The following is an 11,645-nucleotide window of genomic DNA, read 5'->3' as shown; positions in this document are numbered from 1 at the left end:
GGGGCAGGTCCGCCGGGGGCCGGAGCGGTTGCCCGGGGGCCGGCGGCGGGCGCGGCCGGCCTGGCGGGGCGCGGGGCCTCGGTGAAGAACGAAGCGGCCGAGCGCTCGCCGCTCTCCACGGCCCGGACCGCCGCCGCCAGCGCCGCGGCTTTCGCCTTGGCCGAGCCGGACGCCGCGGTCTCCTGCGCCGCGCCGGAAGCCGGAGTCCCGGCATCGGCGGCGGGCGTCGCGGACGCTCCGTCGCTCTCCTTCGCGTCCTCGCCCGGTGCCACCGCCGCTTCCTCCGGCGCGGCCGCGTCCTCGGGCGTCTGGGCATCCGCAGTCCCGGGCGCGGCCTCCGGCTCGGGCGGGGTTTCGCCGGCGAGGCGGTCGGTACTCACAGCGTGCTCCAGTCGTGATCGGGATAGTGGTGCACCGGAGCCGAAACATCGTCCAGCGCCCGGCGGATCTCGTCAGGAAGACTAAGGGTCTCCACTGACAATGCCTCTCTGAGCTGCTGCGCTGTGCGGGCGCCCAGGACCGGGGCGGCCACTCCGGGACGGTCGCGGACCCAGGAGAGCGCTACCTGGAGCGGGGTGACGGCCAGTCCGTCGGCGGCGGTCGTCACCGCGTCGACGACCCGGCTCGCCGTCTCGTCGAGATAGGGCGCGACGAACGCGGCCAGATGGTCCGAGGCGCCGCGCGAGTCGGCGGGCGTGGCATGGCGGTACTTGGCGGTCAGCACCCCGCGGCCGAGCGGCGACGACGGCAGCAGGCCGATGCCAAGATCGAGCGCCGCGGGCAGCACCTCGCGCTCGATGCCGCGCTGCAGCAGGGAGTACTCCATCTGTGTGCTCGCCAGCCGGTTGCGGACGCCGGGCGCCGCGAGCTGCCAGGTGGCGGCCTTGGCGAGCTGCCAGCCGGAGAAGTTCGACAGCCCCACATAGCGCGCCCGGCCGCTGGCGACGGCGACGTCGAGGGCCTGGAGGGTCTCCTCCAGCGGGGTGTGCGGATCGAAGGCATGCAGCTGCCACAGGTCGACGTAGTCGGTGCCCAGCCGTTGCAGCGAGGCGTCCAGCGCGGCGAGGAGATGGCGCCGGGAGCCGTCGACGCGGCGGTCCGCCTCCAGGACGCTGCCGGCCTTGGTGGCGATCACCAGATCGTCGCGCGGAACGAGCCCTTCCATCAGCTGGCCCAGGAGGTACTCGGCGCCGCCGTCGGCATAGATGTCGGCGGTGTCGACGAGGGTGCCGCCGGCCTCCCAGAACGTCTTGAGCTGGTCGGCGGCTTCCTGCTCGTCCGTGTCGCGCGCCCAGTTCAGGGTGCCGAGCCCCAGCCGGGACACGCGAAGGCCCGTTCGGCCGAGGTGCCTTTGCTCCATGGGCCTTGAGATTACTGGCCATGGGCCCGGATCAGGGGACCTGTGGACAACCCGCCGATGACGGCCGGCCGCGGTGCGCGCTACAGTCCCCGCAACAGCGACGTTACTGATCGGTAAGGGGAGCGGCATGAGGCTTGGTATCAACCTCGGCTACTGGGGCGCCGGGATGGACTCCGACAATCTCGCGGTGGCGCAGGAGGCCGATCGCCTCGGCTACTCCGTCTGCTGGGCCGCCGAGGCCTACGGCTCCGACGCTCCTTCGGTGCTCTCCTGGGTCGCCGCCCAGACCGAGCGGATCGACATCGGTTCGGCGATCTTCCAGATCCCGGCGCGCACCCCCGCGATGACCGCGATGACGGCGGCCACCCTGGACTCGCTCTCCGGCGGCCGTTTCCGGCTGGGCCTGGGCGTCTCGGGACCGCAGGTCTCCGAGGGCTGGTACGGCGTGAAGTTCGACAAGCCGCTGGCGCGCACCCGCGAGTACGTGGACATCGTCCGCAAGGCCATGTCCCGTGAGCGGCTGTCCTACGAGGGCGAGCACTGGACGCTGCCGCTGCCGGGCGGCCCCGGCAAGCCGCTGAAGCTCACCGTCCATCCCCAGCGTGAGCACATCCCGCTCTACATCGCCGCGATCGGCCCGAAGAACCTCCAGCAGACCGGCGAGATCGCCGACGGCGCGCTGCTGATCTTCCCCTCCGCCGACCACCTGGAGGAGACCGCGATCTCCCACATCCGAGCCGGCCGCGAAAAGGCGGGCAGGACGCTGGACGGCTTCGACGTCTGTCCGACGCTGCCGCTGGCCGTGGGCGCGGACAAGGACGTCAGCGCGCTGGCCGACATGTTCCGCCCGTACACCGCCCTGTACGTCGGCGGCATGGGCAGCCGCAAGCAGAACTTCTACAACCAGCTGGCCCGGCGCATGGGCTACGAGAAGGAAGCCGCCGAGATCCAGGACAAGTACCTGTCCGGCGACAAGGACGGCGCCGCCGCCGCGATCCCCGAGCGGCTGATCGACCAGACCACGCTGCTCGGCTCCGTCGAGCGGATCGCCGAGCGGATGCAGGCCTACGCGGCGGCCGGAGTGACCACCCTGACCCTGGCCCCGGCCGGCTTCACCCTGGAGGACCGGCTGGCCTCACTGCGGGCCGGCACCGAGGCCCTGGAGCGCGCCGGTCTGGCGTAAGGGCACAGCACAAGGCCCGGCGCCATCGGGCGCCGGGCCGGAGAAACGCTGCGGCCGTGGTGGGGGCTCGGGGGATCTTCCCCGCCACGGCCGTCATGCTGCACAACGCGGCGACGGGCACGCGGGTTACGCCCCGCCACGGGGCGCGCCTCGTCCGAACGGCCCAACGGACCGCCGCTCCGGTTGCCGCCCGCGGAACACCCGATTTGACTGTTCCTTTACGGGTGTGTCCGTTCGGAGGTGGCGCAGATGTTCTCGGCCCGGAGCCTGTTCCAGGAGATCGTCGACAACGACGACTCCTACCGTCTGTTCTGCTCCATAGCCGCCAGCGGCGAGGCCCAGGGCGGCTGGGAGAACGGCCGGATCGCCGCACTGATGCCCTCCTCCCTGCGCTACCTGGCGCCCAAGGTCACCCGGCACGGCGCCGACGAGGACAAGCACGGCCGGATCTTCCAGGCCCTGCTGCGCAAGCGCGGTCTGACACCCGCCGAGGTCCCCGAAGAGACCGACTACACCATGCTGCTGGAGCGCCGGGGCATCGGCCTGGCGCACGACAAGCTGCGCCGCGACGAGCCGCTCACCGAGCTCGACGTCATCACCTACCTCGCGCACAGCCGGGTCACCGAGCAGCGCGCCGCCGACCAGATGGCGATGCTCAACAAGCGCTTCGGCGACCACCCCGAGGTGGGCAAGGCGATCCGGATGATCTCCCACGACGAGGAGAACCACCTCGCTTACTGCCACGAGGAGCTGCTGCGGCTGGCCCACGCCGGGCACGGCCGGACCATCCAGCGGATCCTGCACGACTGTGCGCGCGCCGAGATCGTCATCTACCGGGACGTCAGCCTGGCCGTGATGGACCACATGGGCCGCATCCTGAAGTGGCCGAAGGGGAAATCCGCGGCGCTCGCCGTCGGCATCCGGGCGATGTATGGCTATGAGCGGCTGGCCGGCTGGCGGCGGATGGTCAGCCTCCGGATGCCCGAGCAGCGGGACCCGCTGGGCGGCCCGGCGACCTCCGCGCCGGAGTTCGCCTGAGCGCTCCGGCCCCTACGGCACCGCGCCCGCCGGCCTCACAGCCAGCCGCGGCGCTTGAACAGCCGGTAGAGCGACACCTCGATGATGACCATCGTCACCAGGATCACCGGATAGCCCAGATGCCACTTCAGCTCCGGCATGTCGTTGAAGTTCATGCCGTAGATCCCGGCGATCAGGGTGGGTACGGCCGCCAGCGCCGCCCAGGCCGAGATCTTGCGCATATCGTCGTTCTGCCGCACACCCATCTGCGCCAGGTGGGCGGCGAGAATGTCCGAGAGCAGCCGGTCCAGGCCCTCCACCGACTCGTTGGCGCGGGTGAGGTGGTCGTCCACGTCGCGGAAGAACGGCCGGGCGTGATCGTGCACGAACGGCACCCCCGGGTTCTGCAGCCGGGTCATCGGCTCCGCCAACGGGCCGGTCGCCCGCCGGAATTCGAGCACCTCCCGCTTGAACGAGTAGATCTCGGCGGCGGTGTTCCTGGTGTCCCGGCTGCGCACCGGAGCGAACACCTCCGTCTCCAACTCCTCCAGATCCACCTGGAGTTCGGCGGCCACCTCGATGTAGTGGTCGACCACCGCGTCACTGACCGCGTACAGCACCGCTCCCGGGCCGTGCCGCAGGATCTCCGGGTGCTTCTCCAGCCGGTGGCGCACCGCCGCCAGCGGGCTGGCCTCCCCGTGCCGGACGGTGACGACGAACGAGTCGCCGACGAAGACCATCAGCTCCGAAGCGGTCACGGTGTCCGCCTGGACGTCGTAGGTGATCGGCTTCAGCACCATGAACAGCGAGTCGTCGTAGACCTCCAGCTTGGGGCGCTGATGGGCGTTGAGCGCGTCCTCGACGGCGAGCGGGTGCAGCGCGAATTCGGAGCTGACGAGCTCGAACTCCTCCTCCGTCGGCTCGTACATCCCCAGCCACAGGAAGGAGTGCCCCTCGGCCCGCGCCGCCTCCAGGGCACCGGAGAAGTCGGCCGCGCAGTCGGTGCGGCGGCCCTCCCGGTAGATGGCGCAGTCCACGATCACACCTGGCATTCTCGCTCGTTGCCCGGCAGCCTGCCAGGAAGGCGTACGCGGAACGTAGGGTGGCGGTCATGCCCACGCTGATCCTGGTGCGGCACGGCCGCTCCACCGCAAACACCGCCGGCGTGCTCGCCGGGCGGGCGCCCGGTGTCGCCCTCGACGAGCGCGGCGCCGCCCAGTCCGCCGCACTCCCCGCCCGCCTGGCACAGGTGCCGCTGACCGCCGTCGTCTCCAGCCCGCTGCAGCGCTGCCGCGAGACCGTGGCCCCGCTGCTGGACGCCCGGCCGTGGCTCACGCTGCACGTCGAGGACCGGATCAGCGAATGCGACTACGGCGACTGGTCGGGCCGCAAACTCGCCGAGCTGAGCGACGAGCCGCTGATGGAGGTCGTCCAGCACCACCCCTCCGCGGCCGCCTTCCCCGGTGGCGAGTCGATGCGCGCGATGCAGGCCCGCGCGGTGGACGCGGTACGCGACTGGAACGCCCGGATCGAGCAGGCGCACGGCCCCGAGGCGACCTACGCCATGTGCTCGCACGGCGACATCATCAAATCGCTGGTCGCCGACGCGCTGGGCATGCACCTCGACCTCTTCCAGCGGATCTCCGTCGAGCCCTGCTCCGTCACCGTGATCCGCTACACCCGGCTGCGTCCCTACGTCGTTCGCCTCGGGGACACCGGCGACTTCGGATCGCTCGCGCCCCGGGAGGACGGCGGCGGCGCGGCCGCCGAGCGGGACGCGGCCGTCGGCGGTGGTGCGGGAGCAGCGTGATCAGTCGGCGCAGTAGGGTGGTGCGACGGCGCTGCCCGCCACGCCTGCGATCCGCGCAGTGTCCGCAGGACGTGCAGCGACCGCCGTGACCCCGCAGTCGAGCAATCGGAGCAGGACGTTGTCCCGTCAGGTGTTCTTCTACGACGCGCCGGACCGCTTCGTGGCCGGTACGGTCGGGCTGCCTGGCCGCCGTAGCTTCTACCTCCAGGCCACCGCGGCCGGCCGCACCACCAGCGTCGCCCTGGAGAAGACCCAGGTCGCGGCCCTCGCCGAGCGGATCGACGAGCTTTTGGACGAGGTGGTACGGCGCAGCGGCGGCAATGCCCCGGTACCCGCCGTCTCCCCTGCCGAGCTGGCCGACACCGCCCCGCTGGAGACTCCCGTCGAGGAGGAGTTCCGGGTCGGCACCATGGCGCTGGCCTGGGACGGCGAGGACGAGCGGATGATCGTCGAGGCGCAGGCCCTGGTCGAGCTGGACGCCGACAGCGAAGAGGCCCTCGCCGACGCCGAGGAGCGCCTGCTCCAGGACGACGAGAACGGCCCGCCGATGCTGCGGGTGCGCCTCACCGGAACCATGGCCAGGGCGTTCGCCAAGCGGGCGCTGGAAGTCGTCAACGCCGGCCGCCCGCCGTGCCCGCTGTGCAGCCTGCCGCTCGACCCGGAGGGACACGTATGCCCGCGCCAGAACGGATACCGACGGGACGCCTGAGCGCCGTGGAGCCCGCCGTCGAACCGGCCGGGCGGCTGCCCGGCCCCGCGGATCCGCAGGAGGCGGCGCCGGCCGCTCCGGAGCCCGCCCGGGGGCTGTCGGACGCCTTTCTCGGCGAAGGCGAGCTGACCGTACGCGGCCGCATCCAGGAGGCGTCCAACGCCGTGCTCTACTGCACGGTCGAGCAGGACGGCCGCAGCGCCTCGTGTGTCTACAAGCCGGTCGCGGGCGAGCGCCCGCTGTGGGACTTCCCCGACGGCACGCTCGCCCAGCGCGAGGTCGCCGCGTACGAGATCTCCCGTGCCTGCGGCTGGGACCTGATCCCGCCGACGGTGCTGCGGGACGGCCCGTACGGCACCGGCATGGTCCAGGAGTGGATCGATCCGCCGGAGAGCAGCGACGAGGTGCCCGCGCTGCTGGCGCTGGTGGAGGACGAGGAGCCGGGGCCCGGGTGGAAGGCGGTCGGCCTCGCGCAGATCGGCGAGGGCCGCACCGCGCTGCTGGTGCACGCCGACCATCCGCGGCTGCGGCGGCTCGCGGTGCTCGACGCGGTGATCAACAACGGGGACCGCAAGGGCGGCCATCTGCTGCCCGGCGCCGACGGACAGTTCTTCGCCATCGACCACGGTGTGACGTTCAACGCCGAGGACAAGCTGCGCACGCTCCTGTGGGGGTGGGCGGGGGAGCCGCTGACCGAGGAGGCGCTGGAGGTCCTGCGGGGCCTGCACGCGGCGCTCGCGGACGGGGAGCCGCTCGCCGCCCGACTGGCCGAACTGATCACGGATACCGAGATCGAGGCGCTGCGGGCGCGGGTGGCCGGGCTGCTGCGCAGCGGCCGGCACCCCGAGCCGAGCGGCGAGTGGCCGGCCATCCCCTGGCCGCCCGTCTGATCCGGCGCGCCGCCGCGCGCCGGCGCCGGCCCCGTCGTGTATGCCACTTGCACGTCCGGCCGTCGAACACAAGACCGCCTTTCCGGCCAAGACCCTGGTCCGGTTCGTATGCGGAACATCCGTCCGGTTACGCTCAAGGCATGCATGCATGGCCCGCTTCTGAGGTCCCCGCCCTGCCTGGCCAGGGCCGCGACCTGAGGATCCACGACACCGCGACCGGCGGACGGGTAACCCTCGACCCCGGTCCCGTCGCCCGTATCTATGTCTGCGGCATCACGCCGTACGACGCCACCCACATGGGGCACGCGGCGACCTACAACGCGTTCGACCTGGTTCAGCGCGTGTGGCTCGACACGAAGCGCCAGGTTCACTACGTGCAGAACGTCACCGACGTCGACGATCCGCTGCTGGAGCGGGCCAACAAGACCGGTGACGACTGGACGGCGCTCGCCGAGCGCGAGACCGCCCTCTTCCGCGAGGACATGACGGCCCTGCGGATGCTGCCGCCCCGCCACTACATAGGCGCGGTCGAGGCGATACCGGGCATCGTCCCGCTTGTGGAGCGGCTGCGTGACGCCGGCGCCGCCTACGAGCTGGACGGTGACATCTACTTCTCCGTCGCCTCCGACCCGCACTTCGGCGAGGTCTCCGGGCTGGACGCCGAGGCGATGCGGCTGCTGTCCGCCGAGCGCGGCGGCGACCCGGAGCGGGAGGGCAAGAAGAACCCGCTCGACCCGATGCTGTGGATGGCCGCCCGTGACGGCGAACCGAGCTGGGACGGCGGCTCGCTGGGCCGCGGCCGGCCCGGCTGGCACATCGAGTGTGTCGCCATCGCGCTGGACCACCTCGGCATGGGCTTCGACGTCCAGGGCGGCGGCTCCGACCTCGCCTTCCCGCACCACGAGATGGGCGCCTCGCACGCCCAGGCGCTCACCGGCGAGTACCCGTTCGCCAAGGCGTATGTGCACGCCGGCATGGTGGCCCTGAACGGCGAGAAGATGTCCAAGTCCAAGGGCAATCTCGTCTTCGTCTCCACGGTGCGGCGCGAGGGCACCGACCCGGCGGCGATCCGGCTGGCGCTGCTCGCGCACCACTACCGCGCCGACTGGGAGTGGACCGACGCGGTGCTGGAGGAGGCAGAGGAGCGGCTGGCGCGCTGGCGTGACGCGGTCTCCCGCCCCGACGGCCCGTCCGCCGACGCCCTCCTGGCGGAGATCCGTACGGCGCTCGCCGACGACCTGGACTCGCCGGCCGCCCTTGCGGCCGTGGACCGGTGGGCCGCCGCGCAGACGGCCGACGGCGGCACGGACGAGGGCGCACCCGGCCTCGTCTCTCGCGCGCTCGACGCGCTCCTCGGCGTGGCCCTGTAACGCACACCCGCAGAATCCGTCCTCAGGGGCGCTTCCGCCGACCGGCGGGGGCGCCCCTCTTGTCATGGACGGGCACGCAGAAATCCAGCAGTCCGGTTCAAGAGTCCATGGTGGCGGACCGTTCCGGCGGGCTAGAGCTGCGGGCATGAGGAAACCAACAGGACTGCGGGCGGCGGTCGTTGCCGCGCTGCTCGGACTCGCGACGGCCGTCGCGGGCCCGGTGGGCAGCGTACGGGCCGACGGTCCCGCGCCCGCACAGACCGTCGGCGACATCACCGGCTTCGCCGCGGACGGGCCCGTCTACCATCTGCACGCCGGCAAGGCCGAAGCCCGCGTCAGCTTTGTGACGGACCGTACCTTCCGCGTCGAACTCGCCCCGGACGGCACCTTCTCCGACCCCACCGGCAAGGACATCGTGCTGCCCCAGGGCGCACCGCCGGCCACCCACTGGCGTGACGCCGGCGACGCCTACGAACTCAGCACCTCCCAGGTCACCCTGAAGGCCTTCAAGGCGCCGCTCCGCCTGGAGCTGCGGCGGGCCGACGGTTCGCTGGTGTGGTCCGAGGCGAAGGGGCTGAGCTGGGACGACAAGACCACCACCCAGACCCTCGCACGCGGCGCCGAGGAGCAGTTCTACGGGGCCGGGATGCAGAACGGGCGCGGCAACACCTCGCACCGCGGCCGTACCGTCGAGGTGGGCGTCGACTACAACTGGAACGACGGCGGACATCCCAACTCGGTCCCGTTCTACCTGTCCTCCGCGGGGTACGGCGTCTTCCGCAATACATACGCGCCCAACACCTATGCCTTCGACGACCCGGTGACCACCAGCGCCAAGGAACGGCGTTTCGACGCCTATTACTTCGCCGGGCCGAGCGCCAAGGACGTGATCGGCCAGTACACCTCGCTGACCGGAAAGCCTTTCCTGCCACCGCTGTACGGGCTGGAGATCGGCGACTCGGACTGCTATCTGCACAATGCGAACCGGGGCGAGCGGCACACCCTGGACGCCTTGAAGATCGCCGACGGATATACGCAGAACGATATGCCCAACGGCTGGATGCTGGTCAACGACGGCTACGGCTGCGGCTATGAAAACCTCGCACAGACCTCACAGGGTCTCGGCGAGCGGAAGATGAAGCTCGGACTGTGGACCGAGGACGGTATCGACAAACTCGCCGATCAGGTCAAGGCGGGCCAGCGGATCGCCAAACTCGATGTCGCCTGGGTCGGCGACGGCTACAAATTCGCCCTGGACGGCTGCAAGGACGCCTACAAGGGAATCGAGGACAACAGCGACGCGCGGGGCTTCACCTGGGCCCCGGAGAGCTGGTCGGGGGCGCAGCGCTGCGGCGTCCAGTGGTCCGGCGACCAGAGCGGCACCTGGGACTACATCCGCTGGCAGATTCCGACGTATGCCGGCGCGACGATGTCCGGACTCGCCTATACGACCGGCGATGTGGACGGAATTTTCGGCGGCAGCCCGAAGACCTATGTCCGCGATCTGCAGTGGAAATCCTTCCTTCCGGCGATGATGACGATGGACGGCTGGGCGGACAGCGACAAACAGCCCTACCGCTACGGCGAGCCCTATACCTCCATCAGCCGGAAATATCTGAAGCTGAAGGAGTCGCTGCTGCCGTACATGTACTCCTATGCGGCCGAGGCGACCCGGACCGGCGTCGGCCCGGTGCGTCCGCTGTCGCTCGAATATCCCGACGACCCCAAGGCCGGCACCGACGCGGCCAAGTACGAGTTCCTCAGCGGCCAGGACTTCCTCCTCGCGCCCGTCTACAAGGACAGTGACACCCGCGACGGCATCTATCTGCCCAAGGGCACCTGGGTCGACTACTGGTCCGGGCGCACCTACCAGGGGCCGACGACGATCGACGGCTACAGCGCGCCGCTGGACACCCTGCCGCTGTTCGTCAAGGCCGGTGCCGCCGTGCCCATGTGGCCGGGCATCAGGTCGTACCAGGACCGCACGGCCGGCTCACCGCTCGCCTGGGACATCTATCCGCAGGGCCGTTCCTCCTTCACGCTCTACGAGGACGACGGTGTCACGCGTGCGCACCGGGACGGCGGCAGCGCCACCCAGCGGGTACAGGTGGCGGCGCCGCGCTCCGGGGGCGGCGACGTACGCATCGACGTCGGGGCCTCCCGGGGCTCGTACCAGGGCAAGCAGACGAGGCGGCCGTACCTCTTCACCGTGCACACCGGCGACGCACCGCGCGCTGTCGAGCTGGCGGGCCGGCCGCTGAAGCGGCTGCCGTCCGCGAGCGCGTTCAAGTCGGCGGACGAGGGCTGGTTCTACGACCCGGCGGACCGCGCGGGCGTGGTGCAGATCAAGACCGCCGACCGCGCCACCGACCGCGCCTTCGGTCTGACGCTGAAGGGCGCCGGCGCGGTCGGCGGGCGGACACCGGGCGCGGTGGTCGCGGTCGGCACGCCGGGCGGTCAGGAGGTGACCAAGGGCGCGCCGACGACCGTACGGACGGCCGTCACGGCGGGCACCCGCGATGCCCATGAGGTGTCGGTGTCGCTGGCCGCGCCCCAGGGCTGGGCCGTCTCCGCACCGGTGCACCATGGGCGGATCGCGGCGGGCGCCACCTGGCGCGACGCGCTGACGCTCACCGCGCCCAAGGACGCCAAGAGCGCGGACCCGGTCACCGTCACCGCGACCGTCCGCTACCGGTCGGCGGGGGCGCTGCGTACCGCGGTGCACCGCTTCGAGGTGCGGGCCGTGCCACCGGCGCCCACCGCCGACACCTGGGCGAGCGAGATGGAGTGGCTGAGCGCCGTCAATGGCTACGGCCCGGCCGAACGGGACCGCAGCAACGGGGAGCCGGGGGCGGCGGACGGCCATCCGCTGACCCTCGGCGGGAAGACGTACGCCAAGGGCATCGGGGCGCACGCCAACTCGGACATCGAGTTCTTCGCCGGCGGACGCTGTACGTCCTTCACCGCGGACGCCGGGATCGACGACGAGATCGCCGACTACGGGGCGGTGGCCTTCTCCGTGGAGGCCGACGGCAAGGTGCTGTGGACCTCGCCCCAGCTGACCGGGAAGTCGGCGCCGGTGGCGGTGGATGTGCCGCTGGGCGGCGCCCGGAACGTACGGCTGAAGGTGACCGATACGGACGGCAAGAAGTCCGGCGACCACGGCGACTGGGCGGGGGCGCGCTTCCACTGCTCGGGGTGAAGCCACTGCGGACCTGAGGGGAAACGCACGGGGCGCCGAACCGGCTCGATGGCCGGTTCGGCGCCCTTCGCCGTGCCGCGGACGGGCCGCGGTCTCAGCTTGTG

At 71.5% G+C, this 11,645-nt stretch carries 9 protein-coding genes and 1 pseudogene; 7 read left to right on the top strand and 3 right to left on the bottom strand.

The window, feature by feature from the left end; genetic code table 11:
• Positions 1 to 380, bottom strand: a pseudogene (locus DY245_RS36470) (hypothetical protein); the annotation flags it as partial.
• Positions 377 to 1,360: an aldo/keto reductase gene (locus tag DY245_RS36465; RefSeq protein WP_128511385.1), complete on the bottom strand. Its 984-nt coding sequence runs from the start codon at positions 1,358 to 1,360 to the stop codon at positions 377 to 379. The gene DY245_RS36465 and the pseudogene DY245_RS36470, both read right to left, overlap by 4 nt.
• Positions 1,361 to 1,487: 127 nt before the next feature.
• Between DY245_RS36465 and DY245_RS36460 the strand changes: the two genes are divergently transcribed.
• Complete coding sequence (locus DY245_RS36460) at positions 1,488 to 2,543, top strand: LLM class F420-dependent oxidoreductase (protein ID WP_128511384.1); 1,056 nt, start codon at positions 1,488 to 1,490, stop codon at positions 2,541 to 2,543.
• Positions 2,544 to 2,792: 249 nt separating this feature from the next.
• Positions 2,793 to 3,581 (top strand): ferritin-like domain-containing protein, encoded by a 789-nt coding sequence (locus DY245_RS36455; protein WP_128511383.1) that lies wholly within the window; start codon positions 2,793 to 2,795, stop codon positions 3,579 to 3,581.
• A gap of 35 nt (positions 3,582 to 3,616) precedes the next feature.
• Here the strand turns inward: DY245_RS36455 and corA are convergent, their stop codons facing one another.
• A complete protein-coding gene (gene corA / locus DY245_RS36450) occupies positions 3,617 to 4,612 on the bottom strand; it encodes a magnesium/cobalt transporter CorA (RefSeq protein ID WP_128511382.1) in 996 nt (331 codons plus the stop codon).
• A gap of 59 nt (positions 4,613 to 4,671) precedes the next feature.
• Between corA and DY245_RS36445 the strand changes: the two genes are divergently transcribed.
• The 5 genes from DY245_RS36445 (at position 4,672) to DY245_RS36425 (ending at position 11,541) form a co-directional block, all read left to right on the top strand.
• Positions 4,672 to 5,370, top strand: a complete 699-nt coding sequence (locus DY245_RS36445; RefSeq protein WP_128511381.1) for a histidine phosphatase family protein — start codon at positions 4,672 to 4,674, stop codon at positions 5,368 to 5,370.
• A 118-nt stretch (positions 5,371 to 5,488) separates the two neighbouring features.
• On the top strand, positions 5,489 to 6,079 hold the full coding sequence (locus tag DY245_RS36440; protein ID WP_128511380.1) for a DUF3090 domain-containing protein: 591 nt from the start codon (positions 5,489 to 5,491) through the stop codon (positions 6,077 to 6,079).
• Complete coding sequence (locus DY245_RS36435) at positions 6,043 to 6,969, top strand: SCO1664 family protein (protein ID WP_128511379.1); 927 nt, start codon at positions 6,043 to 6,045, stop codon at positions 6,967 to 6,969. Before DY245_RS36440 ends, DY245_RS36435 begins: the two co-directional genes overlap by 37 nt.
• 140 nt (positions 6,970 to 7,109) lie before the next feature.
• The gene (mshC, locus tag DY245_RS36430) at positions 7,110 to 8,339 is read left to right on the top strand and encodes a cysteine--1-D-myo-inosityl 2-amino-2-deoxy-alpha-D-glucopyranoside ligase (RefSeq protein ID WP_128511378.1); all 1,230 of its coding nucleotides are present in this window, start codon (positions 7,110 to 7,112) and stop codon (positions 8,337 to 8,339) included.
• A gap of 145 nt (positions 8,340 to 8,484) precedes the next feature.
• Positions 8,485 to 11,541 (top strand): NPCBM/NEW2 domain-containing protein, encoded by a 3,057-nt coding sequence (locus tag DY245_RS36425; protein WP_128511377.1) that lies wholly within the window; start codon positions 8,485 to 8,487, stop codon positions 11,539 to 11,541.
• Positions 11,542 to 11,645: the final 104 nt, after the last annotated feature.

The organism is Streptomyces inhibens (genome assembly GCF_003389455.1).
Classification (GTDB): domain Bacteria; phylum Actinomycetota; class Actinomycetes; order Streptomycetales; family Streptomycetaceae; genus Streptomyces; species Streptomyces inhibens.
This window is presented reverse-complemented; position numbering and strand designations above follow the sequence as displayed.

Bases quoted from the DNA above. Each gene is read 5' to 3' on its own strand.
- DY245_RS36455 (WP_128511383.1), top strand. From the start codon at position 2,793: ATGTTCTCGGCCCGGAGCCTGTTCCAGGAGATCGTCGACAACGACGAC.
- DY245_RS36445 (WP_128511381.1), top strand. From the start codon at position 4,672: ATGCCCACGCTGATCCTGGTGCGGCACGGCCGCTCCACCGCAAACACC.
- DY245_RS36460 (WP_128511384.1), top strand. From the start codon at position 1,488: ATGAGGCTTGGTATCAACCTCGGCTACTGGGGCGCCGGGATGGACTCC.
- corA (WP_128511382.1), bottom strand. From the start codon at position 4,612: ATGCCAGGTGTGATCGTGGACTGCGCCATCTACCGGGAGGGCCGCCGC.
- DY245_RS36465 (WP_128511385.1), bottom strand. From the start codon at position 1,360: ATGGAGCAAAGGCACCTCGGCCGAACGGGCCTTCGCGTGTCCCGGCTG.
- mshC (WP_128511378.1), top strand. From the start codon at position 7,110: ATGCATGCATGGCCCGCTTCTGAGGTCCCCGCCCTGCCTGGCCAGGGC.
- DY245_RS36435 (WP_128511379.1), top strand. From the start codon at position 6,043: ATGCCCGCGCCAGAACGGATACCGACGGGACGCCTGAGCGCCGTGGAG.
- DY245_RS36425 (WP_128511377.1), top strand. From the start codon at position 8,485: ATGAGGAAACCAACAGGACTGCGGGCGGCGGTCGTTGCCGCGCTGCTC.